At 43.7% G+C, this 20,392-nt stretch carries 20 protein-coding genes and 3 pseudogenes; 2 read left to right on the plus strand and 21 right to left on the minus strand.

Annotated elements, in window-relative coordinates; genetic code table 11:
• Nucleotides 1–90: 90 nt before the first annotated feature.
• The 4 genes from ABDK09_17905 to ABDK09_17920 all read right to left on the minus strand — a co-directional run bounded on the left by ABDK09_17905 (nucleotide 91) and on the right by ABDK09_17920 (nucleotide 2,970).
• Nucleotides 91–774, minus strand: coding sequence for a GGDEF domain-containing protein (locus tag ABDK09_17905; protein XAW88853.1), 684 nt, complete (start codon nucleotides 772–774; stop codon nucleotides 91–93).
• Nucleotides 719–976, minus strand: a complete 258-nt coding sequence (locus ABDK09_17910; GenBank protein ID XAW88854.1) for a hypothetical protein — start codon at nucleotides 974–976, stop codon at nucleotides 719–721. The genes ABDK09_17905 and ABDK09_17910 overlap by 56 nt, the downstream gene beginning before the upstream one ends.
• 328 nt (nucleotides 977–1,304) lie before the next feature.
• Nucleotides 1,305–2,312: an alpha-isopropylmalate synthase regulatory domain-containing protein gene (locus ABDK09_17915; GenBank protein ID XAW88855.1), complete on the minus strand. Its 1,008-nt coding sequence runs from the start codon at nucleotides 2,310–2,312 to the stop codon at nucleotides 1,305–1,307.
• Entirely contained in the window at nucleotides 2,233–2,970 is a 738-nt protein-coding gene (locus tag ABDK09_17920) for a hypothetical protein (protein ID XAW88856.1), read from the minus strand. Before ABDK09_17920 ends, ABDK09_17915 begins: the two co-directional genes overlap by 80 nt.
• A 221-nt stretch (nucleotides 2,971–3,191) precedes the next feature.
• Here ABDK09_17920 and ABDK09_17925 point away from each other — a divergent pair.
• Nucleotides 3,192–3,675: pseudogene (locus tag ABDK09_17925) on the plus strand (Lrp/AsnC family transcriptional regulator).
• 199 nt (nucleotides 3,676–3,874) lie between these two features.
• On the opposite strand, the gene ABDK09_17930 reads toward ABDK09_17925, so the two are convergent.
• The 12 genes from ABDK09_17930 to ABDK09_17985 form a co-directional block, all read right to left on the minus strand.
• Nucleotides 3,875–4,819, minus strand: coding sequence for a sugar-binding transcriptional regulator (locus tag ABDK09_17930; GenBank protein XAW88857.1), 945 nt, complete (start codon nucleotides 4,817–4,819; stop codon nucleotides 3,875–3,877).
• Nucleotides 4,820–5,124: 305 nt separating this feature from the next.
• Complete coding sequence (locus tag ABDK09_17935; GenBank protein ID XAW88858.1) at nucleotides 5,125–5,328, minus strand: hypothetical protein; 204 nt, start codon at nucleotides 5,326–5,328, stop codon at nucleotides 5,125–5,127.
• Nucleotides 5,321–5,698, minus strand: a complete 378-nt coding sequence (locus ABDK09_17940; GenBank protein ID XAW88859.1) for an RpiB/LacA/LacB family sugar-phosphate isomerase — start codon at nucleotides 5,696–5,698, stop codon at nucleotides 5,321–5,323. The genes ABDK09_17935 and ABDK09_17940 overlap by 8 nt, the downstream gene beginning before the upstream one ends.
• Nucleotides 5,699–5,756: 58 nt before the next feature.
• Nucleotides 5,757–7,241, minus strand: a complete 1,485-nt coding sequence (locus ABDK09_17945) for an FGGY-family carbohydrate kinase (protein XAW88860.1) — start codon at nucleotides 7,239–7,241, stop codon at nucleotides 5,757–5,759.
• Nucleotide 7,242: 1 nt separating this feature from the next.
• Nucleotides 7,243–8,103, minus strand: coding sequence for a transketolase C-terminal domain-containing protein (locus tag ABDK09_17950; protein XAW88861.1), 861 nt, complete (start codon nucleotides 8,101–8,103; stop codon nucleotides 7,243–7,245).
• Between the two features lie 77 nt (nucleotides 8,104–8,180).
• Nucleotides 8,181–9,011: a transketolase gene (locus ABDK09_17955; GenBank protein XAW88862.1), complete on the minus strand. Its 831-nt coding sequence runs from the start codon at nucleotides 9,009–9,011 to the stop codon at nucleotides 8,181–8,183.
• 110 nt (nucleotides 9,012–9,121) lie between these two features.
• Complete coding sequence (locus ABDK09_17960) at nucleotides 9,122–10,198, minus strand: ABC transporter permease (protein XAW88863.1); 1,077 nt, start codon at nucleotides 10,196–10,198, stop codon at nucleotides 9,122–9,124.
• Nucleotides 10,199–10,200: 2 nt separating this feature from the next.
• Complete coding sequence (locus tag ABDK09_17965) at nucleotides 10,201–11,016, minus strand: ATP-binding cassette domain-containing protein (protein ID XAW88864.1); 816 nt, start codon at nucleotides 11,014–11,016, stop codon at nucleotides 10,201–10,203.
• The gene (locus ABDK09_17970; protein XAW90775.1) at nucleotides 10,985–11,662 is read right to left on the minus strand and encodes an ATP-binding cassette domain-containing protein; all 678 of its coding nucleotides are present in this window, start codon (nucleotides 11,660–11,662) and stop codon (nucleotides 10,985–10,987) included. The genes ABDK09_17965 and ABDK09_17970 overlap by 32 nt, the downstream gene beginning before the upstream one ends.
• Before the next feature lie 63 nt (nucleotides 11,663–11,725).
• On the minus strand, nucleotides 11,726–12,310 hold the full coding sequence (locus ABDK09_17975; GenBank protein XAW88865.1) for a DUF2291 family protein: 585 nt from the start codon (nucleotides 12,308–12,310) through the stop codon (nucleotides 11,726–11,728).
• Between the two features lie 75 nt (nucleotides 12,311–12,385).
• Nucleotides 12,386–12,811, minus strand: coding sequence for a substrate-binding domain-containing protein (locus tag ABDK09_17980; protein XAW88866.1), 426 nt, complete (start codon nucleotides 12,809–12,811; stop codon nucleotides 12,386–12,388).
• Nucleotides 12,798–13,322, minus strand: coding sequence for a substrate-binding domain-containing protein (locus ABDK09_17985; GenBank protein ID XAW88867.1), 525 nt, complete (start codon nucleotides 13,320–13,322; stop codon nucleotides 12,798–12,800). The genes ABDK09_17980 and ABDK09_17985 overlap by 14 nt, the downstream gene beginning before the upstream one ends.
• A gap of 366 nt (nucleotides 13,323–13,688) precedes the next feature.
• Between ABDK09_17985 and ribB the strand changes: the two are divergent.
• Nucleotides 13,689–14,793, plus strand: a pseudogene (gene ribB / locus ABDK09_17990) (3,4-dihydroxy-2-butanone-4-phosphate synthase).
• Between the two features lie 345 nt (nucleotides 14,794–15,138).
• Here the strand turns inward: ribB and msrQ are convergent.
• The 5 genes and pseudogenes from msrQ to ABDK09_18015 form a co-directional block, all read right to left on the minus strand.
• A pseudogene (gene msrQ / locus ABDK09_17995) lies at nucleotides 15,139–15,760 on the minus strand (protein-methionine-sulfoxide reductase heme-binding subunit MsrQ).
• Nucleotides 15,757–16,761 carry a protein-methionine-sulfoxide reductase catalytic subunit MsrP gene (gene msrP, locus ABDK09_18000; GenBank protein ID XAW88868.1) on the minus strand — a complete coding sequence of 335 codons (1,005 nt, stop codon included), beginning with the start codon at nucleotides 16,759–16,761 and terminating at the stop codon, nucleotides 15,757–15,759. The pseudogene msrQ and the gene msrP overlap by 4 nt, the downstream one beginning before the upstream one ends.
• Nucleotides 16,762–17,167: 406 nt before the next feature.
• Nucleotides 17,168–17,995: a methyl-accepting chemotaxis protein gene (locus tag ABDK09_18005; protein ID XAW88869.1), complete on the minus strand. Its 828-nt coding sequence runs from the start codon at nucleotides 17,993–17,995 to the stop codon at nucleotides 17,168–17,170.
• A 13-nt stretch (nucleotides 17,996–18,008) separates the two neighbouring features.
• Nucleotides 18,009–18,461 (minus strand): PAS domain-containing protein, encoded by a 453-nt coding sequence (locus ABDK09_18010; protein ID XAW88870.1) that lies wholly within the window; start codon nucleotides 18,459–18,461, stop codon nucleotides 18,009–18,011.
• 265 nt (nucleotides 18,462–18,726) lie between these two features.
• The gene (locus tag ABDK09_18015; protein XAW88871.1) at nucleotides 18,727–20,379 is read right to left on the minus strand and encodes a POTRA domain-containing protein; all 1,653 of its coding nucleotides are present in this window, start codon (nucleotides 20,377–20,379) and stop codon (nucleotides 18,727–18,729) included.
• Nucleotides 20,380–20,392: the final 13 nt, after the last annotated feature.

Genomic DNA, 20,392 nt, shown 5'->3' on the forward strand with positions numbered 1-20,392 from the left:
GGCTCCGCAACGTGTAGAACAAATAGCAACAGCGTCACTTTGCCCAGTTAAATAACGCTGTGCCAGGTAAAGGGCCTTATTAAACAAAACCTAGTAGATGGTCATGTTTTTGCCCAGATGTTTGGCTTTGTAGAGGTGTTGGTCTGCTCTTTCAATCACATCACGATACGAGGAATCGTGTTCAGTAACGCTTGCCACACCGATTGATACTGTAACCTTGAGTTCAATATCATCCAGCTCAAACAGATGGTTGCTAATCTCCTCCCTGACCCTTTCCATTGCGATCACTGCGTCGGAGAATGTGCAGCCCAGCAGCGAGACGAGGATTTCCTCACCACCATAGCGGTACGCCTTATCGTTCGATCTGAGAGTCGACAGCACAATATCGGAAACCCCTTCCAGCACTTCATCACCAACCAGGTGACCATAAGTATCGTTAATGGCCTTAAAATCATCGACGTCGATCAGGGCCAGGCAATGACTATCCATTTCCGCCGCAACTTCAGCAAAATCAATGTCCAAATCGCGCTCCAGAGCTGATCGGTTGAGTAGCCCGGTGAGTTCATCCACATAAGTTAACGTATGCGTGATGTCTTTGCGGAAGTTCTCAATACTTTTATCCAGTTGTTTCATCAGAGATAACAAGCGCCGGTAACTCTCTTTATCAATCGGTTGTTCACACTTTTTATCCAATACTTCTGCGACGTATTCCAGCAGGCTAGATAGACGTTTCTTGAATCGCTTCCAGACGCGGATAATTGGGAAAACGCTCATTGGCCTCTTTCAGCAACGCCGAAAAATCCATCTTGTACTGGATTAGATAATGGTTACCTTTATTACAGTCCCGCTCATCAAGAAAGTGAAGTAAGTAAAACAGATTCATTCGTGCATCGTGATGTCGCACAAGCACACGGCCAAGGTCTACATAAAAACTCTGTAGTTCACTGATCTCAAAATCTTCAAACATAGTATTCACAGTTAGGCTCCTGGCTTTCATGATCAGTCATGAATCCACGAATTGCGGCATACAGAACCTAAAAAATTCGGGCTTTACATGCAGGTTAAGAATCGATTAGTGAGTTGATTATAATCATAAACCGCTGTTCTACGAAGTTAATTAAGATATCGATCATTGAATGCAGCCTTAACGCATCAGATTATTGCTTTGAGAAAGCAGTAACTGTCAGATCAGATAACGCTCTGGCTTTAGGTGTGTTGATTGGAAAAAAATAAGTGGGCAGATGTTGTACTAACAAATGCCCACTCTTCGTTTACCGATTATCAGGTCAGGATGATTCTACCAGTTAAGCCACCATCATCTGCGGCACCTGGCTGCGGGAAAACGCGCTGATCACCGCTTGTAAAATCGCCGATGAGGTATCTTCACCAGTGGTGACGCTGCAATATTTCTGGCCATCAATCACCAAGGCGATACACGCCTGAGCCTGGGCATTGGTGCCTTCAGACAGCGCAGACTCGTCCAGATGTGTGACGTCAATTTTAGTCGAAAAACGTTTTTCCAGACCGTTGACCAATGCTTCCACGATGCCATTACCTTCACCGGTCAACGTGGTATTAATGGCCGGGATACGGAACTCGCCCGAGACTTTACCGTTTTGGGTGTGCACATCGTAACCTTCAATCAACCATTGCGGATCCTGATTAGAGAAATAGTGATCAAAAATAGACTTAATCGCTAAAGAAGTAATTTCCGCCCCACTGGTTTCGGACTCTTTTTGTACCAGTTTGCTCACCTCTGCATGCATCCATTTCGGTAAGCTAATGTTGAAATCCCGCTCCAGGATCAGAGCAATACCGCCCTTGCCGCTTTGGCTGTTGATACGCACTACCGCCTCATAATCTCTGCCGATATCACGTGGGTCAATCGGCAAATAAGCGACCTCCCAGTGCGGCAACTGATGCTTGTCATGATATTGCATCGACTTACGAATCGCGTCCTGGTGACTGCCTGAAAATGCGGTGTAAACCAGTTCACCGACCCAAGGATGACGGGGTGAAACCGGCAATTCAGTACAGTATTCAACGGTTTCAATAATCTCTTGTACATTCGAGAAATCCAGCTGCGGATCCACACCTTGTGAATACAGGTTCATGCCCATAGTCACCAGATCCATATTGCCGGTGCGCTCTCCGTTACCCAGCAAGGTGCCTTCGATGCGATCTGCGCCCGCCATTACACCCAGTTCAGCGGCCGCCACGCCGCAGCCACGATCATTGTGGGTATGCAGACTGATTTCGACCAGTTTCGCGCTGGTTGACCTTACGGCAGAAGTATTCGATTTGGTCAGCAAAGATGTTTGGCGTCGACATTTCGACTGTCGCAGGCAGGTTAATGATCACCCGGCGTCCGGTTTGCGGCTGCCATTCCTCAATCACCGCATTGCAGACGTCCAGCGCGTAATCCAGTTCCGTGCCGGTAAAGCTTTCCGGTGAGTACTGGAACGCCCAGTCGGTTTGCGGATACTGCTCTGCATAATCACGCACCCAACGCGCGCCCTGAACCGCAATCTGTTTAATGCCGTCTTTATCTTTGCCAAACACTTGCTCGCGCTGCACAGTAGAGGTTGAATTGTAAACATGCACAATCGCCTTTTTCGCGCCGGCAAGTGCTTCATAGGTGCGGGCAATCAGCTCTTCACGCGCCTGGGTCAGCACCTGAATCGTCACATCATCCGGAATCAAATCCTCTTCGATCAATGAACGAACAAAGTCGAAATCCGGCTGCGACGCCGATGGAAAGCCCACTTCGATCTCTTTAAAGCCCAGCTTGACCAACAGCTTAAATAAACGTGTTTTTTTCTCCACTCCCATTGGATTGATCAGCGCCTGGTTACCGTCGCGCAGATCCACACTGCACCAGTTCGGTGCCTGAGTAATCACCTGATCCGGCCAGGTACGGTCTGTTAAACGAACCGGTGTAAAAGGGCTGTACTTACGATGGTTAAACATAGCCATAATCCTAATTTGAGTTGGGTTGCTGCCGGGCGGTGAACGGACCGCCTCACGACAGCGTGGAGAGATGTTGTGTTGTTATAGGCCTAGTTTACGCAAGACGGAGCACAATAAGGTTGCGTTATTAGCGAGAAACAAAAATAATGAGCAATATTAATAAACAAAAAATGCAAAAATATTTACTTTTATTGCTGACAACATCTGATAAGAGAAATGTAATGAAGCTTGACCGCTATGACATCAAGATTTTGACCGAGTTACAAAAGGACGGTTCTCTGTCGAACCAGGAGCTGGCCGACCGTATCGGACTGACGCCAGCCCCCTGTTTCGCGTCGGGTACACCAGCTGCAGGATAACGGTGTGATTGAGCGCTACGTCGCGCGTGTTAATGAAAGGCAGGTCGGATTGAATTTGGTGGCACTGCTCTATATCAGCATGGATAAGCACATTCCGGAGCGTTTCGCCGCCTTTGAACAAGCCATCGCAGAGATCCCTGAAGTGATCGAATGTTATCTGATCACCGGTCACGACGCCGATTATCAGCTCAAAGTTGCGGTGTCAGACATGGACAGCTATCACGATATTCTATTGGGAAAAATCACCCGTATTCAGGGCGTCTCCGGCGTCAACTCGTCATTTATTATGCGTAAGGTCGTCGAATCTGCCCCCTTACCGCTGCATTACGCGCAGCGAGAAAACTAAAGGTCGGCGACAGATATAGCGCCGTTATGTACAGCGATTAAATCAAGACTATTGAAATATCAGAAACGCTGTTTTGCTGGCTATACAGAATGAGGTCGCTCACGTATACACTTAAAAACAACTGCTGGGAAATCATCCAACACGTTGATGTCACCTATTAGCAGCAGCTGCCTTCGTATTGGCACTATGCGGATGAAATCTACAACAGTCTTTTAGCCGTATGGACATCAATAATAAGGATATCGACATACCCACCTGTTAGAGCGCCTTTAATTGCAGCTAGCTTATCCATACCACCCGCCAGAGCTACGACTCTCGGACAACTTTTTACCACCTGAAGATCCATGCCAATGACAGGATCTTCATCAGGCCCCAACACTGGCTGCCCATTCTCGTCAAAGTAGTGCAGACAAATGTCTCCAACTGCACCACGTGAAGCAAGATCTTCCACCATATCATCTTTATAGTAGTTGCCTGAAGATTTCAGCAAATGGGAAGGCTCCAACATTCCAATACCAACCAACGCAAAATCTACTTCACCAAACATGTTAACCACAGAGCTTACTTCACCTGTTTTTAACAACATCTGCTTATAATCAACTGTTCTTTCTATACTTTGGGAAGGTAAAAGAAAGGCTTCACAATTAAGCATTTCGGCTAAAGAATGCGTTAGCATTGAAGCTTGTGCATTGCCATTGACACCCACTCCACCTAGCAGTTGAACCACGCCTTTTGCTTTTATGCTCAGAGGATGCAATTGTTCAACCATCTCCCGAATCGTTCCGCTCCAAGCAGATACACCAACTAGCGAATTTGCAGGTAATGAGGTTTGCATGTAGTGAGCAGCAGCAGAGCCGATAGCTCTCTTAATCGCATCTTCGCTCGCTTTTTCTGGCACATCTACAATTATAGCCTGAGCTAAACCATATCTGTTTTGAAGTTCTGCTTCGACGTTTAGATAGACATTAGATGGTTGAACCACGGTAATTTTAACAATGCCTTCCTTAGTGCAGCGGGAAAGAGCTCGGGAAACAAATGACTGTGAAAGATCTAGCTGTTTAGCAATATCGGACTGCTTTTTACCTTCGTCGTAGTAAAGTGTCGCGATTTTTACTAACAAACGCTGTTCATCTCTCTTTAACATATCGAAACCTCAGTCATAAAATAGGCACCACATTAGTGCCGAGACATTATTCAAGCTGGAATAAAAATTCATAATACCTCGACTTCCCAGAAGAAAAAAGACCAACGCACACTGGCGTTGGTCTTTACTCTGTTGAAGAAACCGAAACGAGAAACCGTCAGCCTACTTCTCTGTCATTGTAAAAGTAGCTGCAGTCCGGATCATGACTACTTAAGTAAAACCTAATTAATTGATCGCCGACTTTTTCAACAGTGGCTTTAGTCATTTAAAACTCTCTTGCTCAAGAATGATTATAGGAATCAATCCTACTGATCTTCTGGCTTATCAACTAAACTCAGGGTCATATCACCCAGTTTGGTTACCTGGAAGCCGTTTGCTTTGTACTCTTCATAGTCAAACGCATCCATCTCATCTACTGCGATCTTATGATACTCATAAAAGCCAGGCCACCAGTCATGATCATCACCAAACTGTGTATTCAAAAATGCATCAACTGCAGCTTTACCCATTTCTGGTGCCACATACCATGCCCCAAGTGATAGAAACGTTTACGTCATTACCAATAACACAACGACGTGCTGCTGGTACGCTTTCAACAACCCCACAACGGACACCTGGACACTTGGCAGCAGCTAAGTGGACCCCCATCCCAGTACCACAAAAAATAATAGCACGCTCAAACTCTTTCTCGGTTATCATTGAACCAGCGCGTAATCCAATACGGTGAAACATTTCTACATCAGGGTCATCCGGGTCTTTAACGCCGATATCGGTCACTTCCCAGCCTTTACTTTGCAAATACTTAACAATGACTTCTTTTAGCGGAAAACCAGCCCAATCCGCTGCAACTAAAATTTGCTTGTCTTTAATTAACTTCATTTTTGTTCTCCAGTTTTATTTCATGAAATATGGATTTAATTTTGAAATATTTTATTCTTTAGCTATTAGGACTATAGCGAGTTCTCTCTATCGCCATTTTCCATTGCTTATATTTTTCTTTAACTTTTACATTTTCCGAATTGGGTTTAATAATTTTGACTTTCCTTGGAATTGCATTTAGATCACAATATTCAGGCCACCAATTCAAAGCTCGGCCAGCCATAAATGCGCTTCCCAGTGCAGATATCTCTGAAATTTCACTTCTTATGATTGGAATTTGTAATAAATCAGCCTGAAACTGCATCAGTTCAATATTTTTCGAAGGGCCCCCATCAACTGATAAAGCACTAAATTTCATACCACCAGATAGCTGCATAGCAAAGAAAAGATCTGCCACTTGGTAGGCTACAGACTCGAAGGCAGCACGCGCAACATGTGCCTGGTTAGCGGCATCGGTTAATCCGGTTATCAGGCCACGAGATTTAGCGTCCCAATAAGGAGCTCCAAGCCCGGCCAGAGCTGGGACAAAAAAAACGCCCCCGTTATCTTCTACTGACCAAGCCAAATCGCTAAGCTTATTAATATCCTCTATACCCAAAAGTCGAGAAATGAACTTAACCCCGGATCCGGTATGGATAATGTTACCTTCCATAGCAATCATAGGCTTCCCATCGTCCCAAGCAACGGTAGTTGAAACACCTAAATCATGTTTTGGTACATCTTCGATACAAACCATGAGAGAGCTACCCGTACCATAAGTAGCTTTTACAACGCCATGGTTAAATCCTCCCTGTCCATACAGGGCCGCATGAGAATCTCCTGCTTGCGCTAAAATCGGCACTCCATCAATTATGCAAGAAACGCCAGATGTCACACCACGTTCACCAGCAGACGCACGAACTTCAGGTAAACATTGTTCTGGTATTTGGTATAAATCAAGTAACAACGGATCCCAACGAAAAGTGTTTATATTGAACAACTGATATCGTGAAGCATTAGAAACATCCGTAACAAATTGCTCACCGCCAGTAAGTTTCCACACCAACCAGCTATCTACAGTCCCAGCACACAGTTCACCACGTATAGCTCTTTGCGTACCGTTTTCGATACTATCAAGCAACCAACGGATTTTTGATGCAGGAAACAGGGGGTCAATAACAGATCCCGTTAAAGATTTAACTAGATCCGCTTCCGGTTTTTTTGCGATCTCTGCACAAATATCTTCAGAGCGGCGACACTGCCAACTCACCAACGGGGTTAATGCCTCGCCGCTACTTCTTTCCCAAATCAATACAGATTCACGTTGGTTGCTGATTGCAACACCCGCTAGAAAGCTCTTGTCAAGATCCATAAGACAGGCTGCAATTGCCTCTTCAGTAGCAACCCAAATTTTTTCAGGATCCTGCTCTGCCCAACCAGGATGAGGATATACTAGTTGCACTGGTACACTACCTTTGCTCAACACATCTCCATTTTGGCTGACAGAGATCGCTTTAGCGTTCGTCGTTCCTTCATCAATTGCTAGGATAAACGGCTGAGACATGTTACTTCTCCTCTAACATCTCTAGCGCAGTTTTCACTATGCCATTTACATCAAAACCGTGATAAGCGCGTAGAGATTTACGATCACCAGCCATTGCATAGCCACCATCAGAAATACCAAGTCGTTTAACTCGATTCCCAGTGCCAAACTCCGCTACAACTTCACATATCAGCGCACCGACACCGCCATTTACGTTGTGTTCCTCAACTGTAATAACGGATTGAACTTTAGATAGATACTCAGCTAATTGATGGGTATCACATGGTCGAATTGATGACAGACACAGAACTTGCGAAGAGATTCCCTGATCACGAAGTACAGCCGCAGCATCGACAACTTCGTGCATTGCTGAGCCCATACCAACAAGTAATATATCTTCTCCCTCTGACAGGACATCCACTTTCCCAGGCTCAAATTTGTAGCCTTCACCAAATAATTCAGGCAACTCCTTACCATCCATACGAATATAGACGGGACCCTGTTTATCGATCGCGTAGTCGATAATCTGACGACACTGCATCGGTGACGCAGGAGCGTAAATTTCAATGTTACCGAAACCACGCATAACCGATATATCATCAATACTATGGTGAGTGCTCGCTAGCGGGCCATAACTAGCACCAGAATTTAAACCAAACAACTTCACATTTGTGTTGTTGTAGCATATATCTACTTTGACCTGCTCATTTGCTCTAGAAACTAAAAATGGCGCTGCGTTACACGTAACCGCTACTTTGCCGCCCAGAGCTAATCCAGCAGCAGTACCAACTAAAACTTGCTCTGCAATACCCACATTCACTAAACGCTCAGGAAACGCCTTAATGAAAGGTGCAATTTTCGCGGTGGAAGTGGAATCTGCCACTACAGGTACAAGATCTACTCCTCGTTTCTATGGCTGAGATAAAACGCTCAACCATAATATTTGCAAAATGTTCTGCATTAGCCATGATTCAATTCCTCCAACGCCAACGTAACTTCCTCACCTTTAGGCACTCTGTGGTGCCACTCTGGACGCCCTTGAATAAAGGAAATCCCTGCGCCTTTAATGGTATTCGCAATAACCACATGTGGCTTACCTTCTGGTTTTAAGCTTTCGAGTGTTGTGACGACAGATTCTATGTTATTACCCTCACACTCGGTCACTTGCATACCAAAGGCTTTCCATTTTTCATCCAAAGGATCGGTTTTCATGATGTCTTCAGTGAAACCAGCCAATTGCAATTTGTTTTTGTCGTTGATGATAATCAAGTTATCCAGCTCATAATGGGCGGCGACTAATGCAGCTTCCCAGTTGCTGCCCTCAGCCAACTCACCATCACCCGTGAGAACATAAATTTTGCGTTTACTACCTGATTTTTTGGCAGCAAGGGCTAAACCAACCGCGACAGGAAGTCCATGGCCTAAAGCCCCCGTATTCAACTCGACACCAGGAGTTTTATGCTTAACTGGGTGACCCGGAAGTTTGGAATCAGCATGCTGGTAAGTAGCTAACCAATCGATAGGAAAATATCCTGCTTCTGCTAAACAGCAATAATAACCGCCAGCTGCATGCCCCTTGGATTGAATGTACACATCCCTTTCAGGATCCTCTAAACGGTCTGGAGCACAATTAAGAATTCTAAAATATAACGATGTGACAATTTCAACTTGAGAAAGGTCAGCCCCAGTGTGACCACCAGCTGGACTTTCCGAGTTCAACACCACAATTCGCTTGCGAATATCGGTGGCTTTTTTAACGAGTTCATCAGTCGATAAACGATAAGGGTTCATATTAACCTCCAATATATTCACTACTGAATATATATTCATAAAGAGAAAAAAATAGCATAAGTACATCAGAATGTGACATTAACTGATATTTCGCTCCTGCTAGATTAAACTTAATCAACAGCTTTTTGAGACGTAATTGCTGCTTTGTACTGCATCTTGCTTTGCATCTGATCGATAATAACAGCGATAATGATGACGATACCTTTAATCACCATTTGCCAAAACTCACTTACTCCCATCATAACTAACCCATCAGCCAAAATACCGATAACGAAAGCGCCAATAATGGTTCCAACTACCGTACCACGACCGCCTGCTAGAGATGTCCCCCCTAGCACAACAGCGGCAATGGCATTCATTTCAAATGCTGTACCTGTAGCTGGGTGGCTAGCAACTAATTGAGAGGTGACAACAATACCTGCTAATGCCGCACACAAACCCGAAATTGTATATACCCAAACTTTGACGTTATTAACTTTAACACCCGAAAGTTCTGCTGCACGTTCGTTGTCACCAATCGCGTAAACGTGACGACCAAAAGGCAACTTCTTCGCCACATAAGCAATAATACATGCCACCAAAAACATCAACCAAATTGCATATGGAATTCCGAATAGATAGCCAGAACCAATGAGATCAAACCCCGTATTGCCAAGTTGAGGGTTACCCTGTAATCCTGGGAAGGTTTCGCCACCAGATAGCAACATCGCTGCACCTCGAATCACATACATGGTACCTAAGGTGCAAATGAAAGGAGCTACGTTATAACGTGTTATGAGTAGTCCATTGAGCGCCCCTATGGCTCCACCAATAACCAGTACCATAGGTACAATTACCCATACACTTGGGAATATCGCAATCCCAAACATCGGTAACACAATACCTTTTGATATCAAGTAACCAGCAACCATACCGCAAAAGCCCAAAGTGGCACCAATTGACAAGTCGATTCCTGCGGTAATGATGACAAACGTAATACCTAGCGCAAGAAAGGCGTTGATAGATATATGCTTAACCATGATGATTAAACTACTTGGCGCTAAAAACCCATCCACGGTGAATGAGAAGAAGCCCAATATAATAAATAACGCTATAAAAGTTCTCAATTTCAACAAAATCAAACCAATGTTCGCGGAGTTAAATTGATTTTGTGGCACTGTCATGCCGTCAATTGCTTTGGCTTTCATAATTAAAATCCTTGCGCACTAGCTAGTACTAAGTCTTCTTCTGTAGTTTCTTTTCGAAGCACATTTGCTGTAAGTTTGCCATTTGACATCACCAGTATTCTGTCTGATATCGCCATTATTTCTTTCAGGTCAGAAGTTGAGAACAGAACCCCAATACCTTGTTGTGAGAGCTTCACCATCATTTCAAAAACATCAGCTTTAGCGCCCACATCGATACCCCGAGTTGGTTCATCCAACAACAAAACTTTGGGCTCGTTCAACAACGAACGGCCAATAACCACTTTTTGTTGGTTTCCGCCACTCAACGCCTGAATTTCAACTTTTGGAGAAGAGACTTTTATCGATAAGTTACCAATCGTTTCTTCTACGGCTTTCCCTTCTTCTTGCTCCGAAATCGCCATGCCATTTAATCGCTTCCAAAGGCTTGAAATCGTCAAATTGCTGGCAACAGAACTAACCGGAAAAATGCCAGACTGTTTACGGTCTTCGGGTACTAGACCAATACCCATTTTTACGCGGTCCGGCGTCGTCGTTTTAGAACCAATAATTTTCCCATTCAGAGAGAAACGACCTGAATATTTTGTTTTACCGACCAAACATTCAAATAGTTCCGTACGTCCTGCTCCCATCAAACCGTAGATTCCAACAATCTCACCTTCACGAACATAAAACGACACATCGTTAACTACACTCGATTCAGACTCGTTGACACAAGTAATACCTTCAGCTTCCAATACCTTCACACCGTATTCACGATTCTCAGGCAAGAAATCCGCAACTGGATCGCTACCTAGCATCTGACGAACTATCCAGGGCACGCTGATCTCTTGAAACCGCCGCTTCGGATTGGAATTTCCCGTCTCTCAAAATCGTAATATAAGTACCAATTTCCATTAGTTCTTCTAGACGATGAGAGATATAAATGATGGATACTCCTTGAGCCGTAAGGTCTCGAATAACATCAAATAAAATCTCAACTTCTTTCTTACTCAATGCCGAAGTAGGTTCATCTAGAATTAGGACATCGACTTTTCCTGATAGCGCTTTTGCTATCTCTACAAGCTGTTTCTGACCAACTTTCAAATTAGAAACAAATTCATTTGGATCGATATCCTGTTTGAGCCTCTTCATTAACTCATTCGCAATCTGACATTGTGTTGCATTATCGATAGGGGAAAAACCTTTCTGCTTCTCTCTCCCTAAAAATATATTTTCGGCAACCGTCAAGTTATCAGAAAGATTTAACTCTTGATGGACCATACCAATACCATGTTCAGCCGCGCTGCGAGTGCTATCAAACGAGACAGGTTTACCTGCAATATATATTTGCCCTTCTGTCTGTTGCTGAACACCAGCGAGTATCTTCATCAATGTGGATTTTCCAGCACCATTTTCGCCAATGATTACATTAACAGCACCGCGATAAACGTTATACGAGACATTATCTAGTGCCTTAGTTTCCAGGAAAAACCATTGAAATGTTTTCCGCTCTCATAACAATGTCTTTATTATCAGGTCTCATAACTTTCACCTCTCAATAATTTCAAGAGGAATGATTTCAGTAACATCGTTATCTTTAAAAGTTACTGCTGCCAATACATCTAGTTTACGGCCCCTCCATGAACTATTTGGTCTAGTAAAGTTTTGGATAGCTTTTTTGTTAAGTTCTTTAGATAAGCGAGCAAACTGAACCTGATTCTTGAAATCATCGAAATTAATAAAACTCGCTGCATCACGAATCGAATTACCACGAACTATGGGTCCAATTTGAAGTACAAGCTTTTGATCTTGGGTTTCTAGCGCCATAGTTCCTACTTTATTATTATCATCAACAGCGCTAACCAAACCGCTAATTCTGACAAAAGCGCTATTCCTGCCGTCAGTAGTTTTTTGATCAATTGATCTGGAAACCGTGTTAGCTTCCTGAAGAATGTCACTCCAGAATTTTTCTGCAAGAACCTCCGGTGTCAGATTCTTAATCGAAGTAGCCTCTTCAGCTGTCATTGGGATAATTGGATTACCATTTTTATCTAACTTCACCACGTCACATCCAATAAGGGCAAAGCAAATAACCGAAATCAACGACCATTTCGTAAAATTCATTACACTCATGTCTCTCTATCCTTTAAACATATTGATATAGTCAAAACAGGTGAGCTGGAGAAAAATTCCGCTCACCTTAAAGACTTATTTCAATGCAAAAGTATCAAGTGTCTTAGCGTTAGAATCATCAATCAAAATGCAATCCATCAATTGTTTTTCATCCAAGCCGGTAGAACCTGTTCTAATATATTTATCCGCTTGAACCATTGCCATTTGAGCTTGATCCCATGCTGGCTGCAAAACTGTGGCTTTAATATTCGCGCCGGCGATAATTGAGTCACGAACATAATCACTGCCATCGAAACCAACTACAATCACATCGTTACGACCTGCAGCTTTTAGAGCGGCTTCAGCCCCCAAAGCCATAGTGTCATTACCCGAAATAACACCTTTAATGTCTGGGTTAGCCTGAAGAATAGATTCCATACGAGTAAAAGCTTCTGTCTGACTCCAGTTTGCGGTTTGTTTTGCAACCATTTTCAAATCTGTATAGTCATCAAGAAACGTCATGATAACCTTGAGAACGAACGTGAGCGTTGGTGTCAGACTCACGGCCCAGCAGTTCAACATACTTACCTTCTCCCCCCATCAGTTCAACAAATTTCTCAGCGCCTAGCTGAGCGCCTTGATAGTTATTAGAAACAATCTGAGAAACTGCTACACCAGTTTTATTTATTTCGCGATCAATTAAGAAAGCCGGAACACCAGCTTGCTTCGCCTTCTCTAATGCACCAATTGTCACATCAGAACCTGCGTTATCAAGAATAATGGCTTTTGCTTTACGAGCTATCGCAGTGGAAATCAGCTGATCTTGCTTGTTTGCATCATCATCATGAGATGCCACTAAAGTTGTGTAACCTAACTCTTCGGCTTTCTCTTTTGCCCCCATAGCTTCTGCTTTGAAGAAAGGGTTGTCATGGGATGGAGTGATAATTGCTATTAATCCGTTATCAGCCGAAGCAAGGCCGGGAAAGGCCATAGCGAAAGCTAACGCGCTGATAGTCAGTATCTTGTTTTTCATTATAGTTACCCTCTGAATATATATTCACTTCACGTTATTTATTCATAACAACCTTAATCACACACCTAGAATCTGTCTAGATCGTGTTGTACAAAATCAGAACACAATCACAATCAGAGAATATTAATTACGCAGTGAATGCCATAATCAACATGGAGTTTACATGAAGAGACATACTTTAAATCCGGTAACCAATCGAGCAAAAATTTTTATTAGTATCAATATAAACCATTGATATATAAATATTTAAAAAATAAAAATCCTCGATATGATTATGCAAAAATTAGGAATGCTATTTAGCTATTGAGGTGATATACTCAGCAATGAATATATATTCGAGAATAAATTTAAATTCAGGAGTAGTGTATGGCTTTGAGTAAAATAGAGGACATCATTGAAGATATCCGGCTAGGTAAAATGGTTATCCTCATGGATGACGAAGACAGAGAGAATGAAGGTGACATCCTAATCGCCGCAGAAAAAATTACTCCTGAAATCATAAACTTCATGGTTACTCAAGGGAAAGGACTCCTATGTCTAACGATTACAGAGCAGCGCGCTAAACAATTGAACTTGCCTGTAATGGTACGTAAGAACACCGAGCAATTCGGCACCAACTTTACAGTATCCATCGAAGCCGCTTCTGGTATTACGACTGGTATTTCAGCTCAAGACAGAGCACACACTATACAATTGGCTGTAAATACAGAGGCAAAGGCATCAGACTTAGTATCTCCTGGCCATGTATTCCCAATCATAGCTAAGCCTGGTGGAGTGCTAATTCGTGCTGGCCATACCGAAGCCGGCTGCGATTTAGCTAAACTGGCAGGTTTTGAGCCATCATGTGCAATAATAGAAATTCTTAACCCTGATGGCACAATGGCTCGCCGACCTCAACTTGAAGAGTTTGCAGCACAGCATAATATTAAACTTGGCACTATTGCAGATTTAATTAAGTACCGCCTTCAAACTGAAAGTGTAATTGAGTGCGTACTTGAGCAGGATCTTATGACTAAACAGGGCGCTTTTACTCTTACAACGTTTAAGGATACCATCAACAGCCAACTACACTACGCGCTCTCAACAAAAAAACTAAATGTCAGCGATGAAGAGGGCGCTCCATTGGTTTCGAGTGCATGCCCTAAGTTATCCACTTGATCTTTTCAACGTGGATTCTAATAAGTGGAATATCCAAGACGCAATGGAACAAATACAAGAAAGTCCAACAGGTGGTGTGTTAGTTGTTATTGGTAAACCACTTTCAAATGATTCAATCATTGCTCATTTAACGAATGAAGCCTCAAACAGCACAAAACAACAGGCTAGTAGCGAGATTGGTATCGGTTCGCAAATCCTACAACATCTCGGCATTCATAAAATGCGCTTATTAACATCAACAGAGGTCAAATACGGTGCTCTTTCAGGATTTGACCTGGCGATTGAAGGTAATGTAAAGAAGCTAGCTAAGTAAAATTTTTAAACGTACCTAAACGTTTACGTTTAAGGTACGTTTACTCCTATATCCAGGCTGTTTACTTGTAAAAATCCAAATATATTTCCTTTGATAAAATAAAGGGATAGTAATGAGGGAATCAATCAATATTTTTTCTGAATATTTTAATAGTGCCCCTTGGTTTATAAAGCTGATACAGAACCTTTGTTCACATAGGTAAACCAGTAGAATATACAAGCCAACATTCCATTCAGCTATGTCTGCTATTCTGATGTGGGAAATTATAAACCTCCTCGCCAATAATAAGCTGAATCCCTATTTAGACACAAAATCCACATAGAAAACTTCTACCTTTATACATAGTCAGAAAGATTTATTGTATAAGCTGAAGACCTTTTTCTTAACGCCCTTCCAGCGCGTTAACAGTATGCCGCTTGCAATGACAATATAGATAATCGGCTCCGCGACTTCTGACTTGACCGACCAATAAAAATGTACCACGGCCAGTATTGTCGCGAGGTAGACCCAGTTATGCAGTTTTTGCCATTTCGCGCCCATTTTACGTTGCATCGCATGTGTTGAAGTGACAGCTAAAAGAAACAGAATGATCCAAACGGCTGCACCGACCGTCAAGTAAGGACGTTTAACAATTTCGGAGGCCAGTAAACTCACATCCAACCCTAAGTCGAGCGTTGCGAAAGCAATGAGATGGAGCAACGCCCAGAAAAAGCTGTACAGCCCCAGCAGACGCCGGACACGCATCAACAGGCCTTGCTTTGTCCAGCGCGCAATCGGTGACACCAGCAGAGTGATAAGCAAGGTATTCAGCGAACTGATGCCCGTGAAATGAATGATACTCTGAACAGGGTCCCCACCTAATGTATTGTTACTCACAGCGATCACAAGCAACGCGAAGAAACCCCAAAGAAACGATATGAATCAGGGCTTTCAGGGCGATGATCGCTTTCGGTGGCACCTTTCTCAATAGAATTTCCTCAGATCCATATTTTTGTACAGATACGCGACTTGTTCTTGATAACCATTAAACATTAATGTGGGTTGTCTTCTGGAGTTAAATACACTGCCCTCACCAATAAAGCGCTCGCTTGCCTGGCTCCAGCGCGGGTGGTCGACTTGCGGATTCACATTGGCATAAAAGCCATATTCATCAGCTGCTAAGCGATTCCAAGTTGTGGGCGGCTCTTGATCGGTCAGGCGAATGCGTACAATCGACTTGATGCTTTTGAAACCGTACTTCCACGGCACCACAAGCCGGAGTGGAGCGCCGTTTTGCGGGGCGAGGGTTTTACCGTATAAGCCGACCGAAATCAGTGTCAGCGGGTTCATCGCTTCATCGAGACGTAGCCCCTCAACATACGGGTAATCGATGCTACTGAAAGAGTTCTGAGCCGGAAACTGTTTAGGGTCATAGAGGGTTTCAAAAGCGACGTATTTAGCACTGCTTTTGGGGTCAGCAAGCTTAATGATGTCTGCTAGTGGAAAGCCTATCCAAGGAATGTTCATCGACCAGGCTTCAACGCAACGTAATCGATAAATACGTTCTTCTAAGGTGAATTTACGCAAGATATCGTCGTAGTCGAGTTTTACCGGGTTATTGACTAAACCATCGATCTCAACGCTCCACGGGTCAGTGACAAACTCAGAGGAATTATTGGCCGGATCGGATTTATTGGTGCCAAATTCATAAAAGTTATTGTACGACAACACCTTACTTTCTGGCGTAAGCGACAGATCAGCTTGATACTGCTGCGGTTTGGTTGGAGAGAGAGCAATGCGGCGGTCTTGTACTGATTTTTCTGGTGCCGAAAAGAGATCAAAAATGCCGGCTTGGGCATTCACTGCAACAGGCATGCTGACCGCTGCAATGCCAAGCTTTTTTAATACATCGCGACGTTCCTTATACACCGATTCCGGCGTTACTTCGCTTTCAGATAAGTTCCATCTATGATTCTTTTTTATCCACATATTCTTTCTCCGAATGTCATGCACGCTGCTGTAAAAATCGAAACACGCATGTGAACCAGACCGCTGTCATAACAATTTTCTTTCACCGAACAACATGAAAATCTTCAATCGTTTACAACCGAGACCCTAAGTAAATAATAAATAATAAATAATAAATAAAAGATTAGTTGATATTGATGACGTGGAGTTACATGGAATGGTTCACATCGGCAACGCGCAGACATTCGATAAGCGACCACTCTCATCTCGTTGTTATCGAAGGCCGTTTAAAGGGGATTGTGAGATAGAACCCGTAATCAATACGTGACTTAGAAAAAAGAGCCAGCCAAATCAGCCAGCTCTTGGTTGGAACACATGATTGTTCATCACTAGCCTGGAACCAGGCTAGTCGATTGAGGCAGAGTGACTAAGCGCGCAACTGCTCTACAATACCAACAAATCGACTGACTCCGACTCTGACGTCTTCCAGTCCGTGCGACACCGAGTGCATGCTGTCTTCTCCCTCCAGCGCCACTTGATTTACCGACGTGAGGTGATGTTCCATTTCCGCGATGAGGCGGGCATTTTCACCGACGACATCGGTGATTTCTTCTGTTGCGGAAGACGTTCGGGACGCAAGTTGACGCACTTCGTCTGCTACAACCGCAAATCCTCGTCCGCTTTCACCGGCTCGAGCAGCTTCTATGGCAGCATTAAGCGCCAATAAGTTGGTTTGACTGGCAATACCATTAATTGTATTCACCATCCCATTGATGGTTTTGGATTGTTCAAGCAACTGCTGGCTTAGCGCACTCGCACCTTTCACCCGGTTAGCGACATTATGTGCGGTTTCTACCGCACCGTTGAGGACCTGGACCGCTGAGTCCGTGATGTGGGATGTTTGCTCAGAAATTGACGCCGCCATCTCGACCGCCTGCATGGCTAAATTCACTCTATCGGTGATATCCGATGCGAATTTAATGACCCGGTACACTTGGCCTTGCTCATTCACAATCGGGTTATAGGTGGCTTCCAGCCAAAGGCTGTTACCGTGTTTATCTTTACGTTGGAACTTGCCGGTAAAGGGCTGGCCACTTTCTAAACGTCGCCAAAAGTCCGCGTTATCACGGTAAAACTCCGGGAAACAGAACATCTTGTGATGTTTGCCCACAACTTCGTTTAATGAATACCCCATACTGCGCAGAAAGTTTTCATTGGCGTGCTGCACCGTTCCGTCTGGTGAAAACTCAATCACCGCAAGAGAAACATTAAGAGCCTGCAGGATGGCATTTAAATGGATGAGTTTCTTCCTGGATATGAGTAATATTTTTGCAAACGTTAATCACTTTGACTAATCGCTGCGAACCATCCATAACCGGTATATAAGTCGACTCAAGATAAACCGCACCTTGCTTGGTTTTACGTTTATAGGTCCCACTCTGGCTTTTTCCACTCGCCAGATTTTGCCAGAGTAATTTGTTATCTGAGAGAGCTTGCGGGTCACTATCGCAGAACTGACGCTGATTTTTACCTTTGAGGTCGGAAAGTTGCAACTTCACCATGTCTAAAAACAGGGGATTCGCATCGAGGATATTGCCCTCTGCATCGTAACTGATCACGGCTAAATGCTGAATGATAGCGCTCATATCACCCACAACATGTGCCGTGTTATCAACATCAGCCGTTGTGCTTTTTACTTCTCTTTTATGACCAAACCACATAACGTTATCCCTATTCGTGATCTCTCTGTTCGGAGATATCTATCGTTGCCCTTGGTTCCATTCAGGTACAACTTCCTATTAACTATAGATAACGACCATGCAAACTGCTGTTTCATATTAAAGAAATTTTGAAACAAACTTGGTTTTAGAATGGGCAACTATGCTTGCGTCTGTTTCTGTTTGTTTGGCAACAATCAGCGTCATTAAACCAGCTCATAATACTTATAAGATATTGATTGCTACTTAACAGATATTGGTTATTTCACTAGAGTCGCCAGCTTACGCTTAGGTTATAAACGTAATCGTCACTGTTTTGTCTCTCTTTTAATGGTTTGGCATAATCGACAGCAACATATAAGTTCGCGCCGTATCCAACCTCTACGCCAAGCGCGGCAGAAGAAATTCGGTCTGACCTTGTGGTCACACTCGCTTGCTCTGCGTATGCGTAGTCATAGGTAATGTAAGGATTGAAAAAATATTGCCCATGTTGGTTGCGCTGCAAAATTTTCACCTCTGCCCCATAACCTTGATCACCCTCTAATGTGCTTTCCGGATAACCTCGACCATAATTGAGTCCACCGAAATTCATACGTTGTGATGGGACGATACGTTCGTCTGCATACATTCCGTTGGCTCTGAGTGACAGTACGTAATCCTCAACGACTTCATAAGACGAGGAAAATTGGAGGTCGTAAAAAATAAAATCGTCGTTGTAGATGTCTTCCGACTCTAAATCACTGCGATACTTAAATGCGCTGCCAATACTTTGATTGATACCAAAACCAAGCGAGAAATTAAGCTTCTCGAGACGCTTTACCACATCAATCGAAAGTCGGCTCAGGACATAATCGAGCTTATCGTTTAACTCCCCCAAAGCGATGCCGTCAAAGAAGAGGTCATAGTTGCGTTCCTCATTCTCATAAGTCAGCCCCAAAGACAGACTTAACTCTGTCGCCCTACTTAGTATTATCGGATAATAAATCGAATAATCTAAGCTCCGCCGCTTGAGTTTGTTTTCAACCGCAACGTCTACGTCTTCGACATCAATCGCCGTCGCTTCACTCTCGGTATAAAAGCTACCGCTCAGTTGCCCGGTCATTCCATGATTGGCAATATCGTGCTCCAGTCGCACCGAATAATATTGTTCATCACTGTTATTATCGCGTGGAATTAATCCAATGAGAGTCACACGATTGATCGACAGCCGATTCACATTAATCCTTGCTCCCAGAGAAAAGTTACGATCGGAATCCTGTTGCATTGAATAACCGACAAAAGGCTCGAATACCGTGTTATCGCGGGCAATAACACGGATTGACGTAGCGCCGGAGATCGTCTTAGGTCTGGGTAGTGCGATATCAAATTGGTAACCCGGGATTCTGTTGATCAACAGAATCGCACGTTCTAATGATGCCTGGGTCGCTGGATTCTCATCCATCACAGGTTGCAGTATCGCACGAACTTCCTGCTTCACCGCATCATCCGGTATTTCTAGTTCACTTCGAACGACATAACCTTCGACAATAGTGATGGTTAAACGACCATCATGAAAGCCGTCTTGTTTAACGGTTGCAAATGCCAAGGGATAACCGGCGGTATGGAAACGAACAGTGAGTTTTTCGAGCGTTTTTCCGACACCATCCGCCGAATAGGGCTGATTAAGCAAAACTTGAACATCCAGAGCGAGTAACTCTAGCGGCACCGACGTGCCACCTGCAAAATGGATCGACTGAATAATATCTGAGCTTTGTACCTCCACTTCACCTTGCATCTCATCAAGGCTCACGTTTGGAGCAGATTCGGGTTGCATTCTGTTCATCGATTCAGGTTGCACTAATAAAGGCGGTTCCACGGCTAAACAGTGACTGGTGACAAGTAAGCCAGTGATAACAACAAAGGACTTTTTTTGGCTCAACATAGATTTCCTTATC

The organism is Vibrio sp. CDRSL-10 TSBA (genome assembly GCA_039696685.1).
Taxonomy (GTDB): domain Bacteria; phylum Pseudomonadota; class Gammaproteobacteria; order Enterobacterales; family Vibrionaceae; genus Vibrio.

Bases quoted from the DNA above. Each gene is read 5' to 3' on its own strand.
- ABDK09_17960 (XAW88863.1), bottom strand. From the start codon at position 10,198: ATGAAAGCCAAAGCAATTGACGGCATGACAGTGCCACAAAATCAATTT.
- msrP (XAW88868.1), bottom strand. From the start codon at position 16,761: ATGTGGATAAAAAAGAATCATAGATGGAACTTATCTGAAAGCGAAGTA.
- ABDK09_18015 (XAW88871.1), bottom strand. From the start codon at position 20,379: ATGTTGAGCCAAAAAAAGTCCTTTGTTGTTATCACTGGCTTACTTGTC.
- ABDK09_17940 (XAW88859.1), bottom strand. From the start codon at position 5,698: ATGAAGTTAATTAAAGACAAGCAAATTTTAGTTGCAGCGGATTGGGCT.
- ABDK09_17985 (XAW88867.1), bottom strand. From the start codon at position 13,322: ATGAAAAACAAGATACTGACTATCAGCGCGTTAGCTTTCGCTATGGCC.
- ABDK09_17930 (XAW88857.1), bottom strand. From the start codon at position 4,819: ATGTTAAAGAGAGATGAACAGCGTTTGTTAGTAAAAATCGCGACACTT.
- ABDK09_17945 (XAW88860.1), bottom strand. From the start codon at position 7,241: ATGTCTCAGCCGTTTATCCTAGCAATTGATGAAGGAACGACGAACGCT.
- ABDK09_17905 (XAW88853.1), bottom strand. From the start codon at position 774: ATGAGCGTTTTCCCAATTATCCGCGTCTGGAAGCGATTCAAGAAACGT.
- ABDK09_17920 (XAW88856.1), bottom strand. From the start codon at position 2,970: ATGTTTAACCATCGTAAGTACAGCCCTTTTACACCGGTTCGTTTAACA.
- ABDK09_17955 (XAW88862.1), bottom strand. From the start codon at position 9,011: ATGAACCCTTATCGTTTATCGACTGATGAACTCGTTAAAAAAGCCACC.
- ABDK09_17975 (XAW88865.1), bottom strand. From the start codon at position 12,310: ATGAGTGTAATGAATTTTACGAAATGGTCGTTGATTTCGGTTATTTGC.
- ABDK09_17980 (XAW88866.1), bottom strand. From the start codon at position 12,811: ATGACGTTTCTTGATGACTATACAGATTTGAAAATGGTTGCAAAACAA.
- ABDK09_17935 (XAW88858.1), bottom strand. From the start codon at position 5,328: ATGGGTAAAGCTGCAGTTGATGCATTTTTGAATACACAGTTTGGTGAT.
- ABDK09_18010 (XAW88870.1), bottom strand. From the start codon at position 18,461: ATGTGGTTTGGTCATAAAAGAGAAGTAAAAAGCACAACGGCTGATGTT.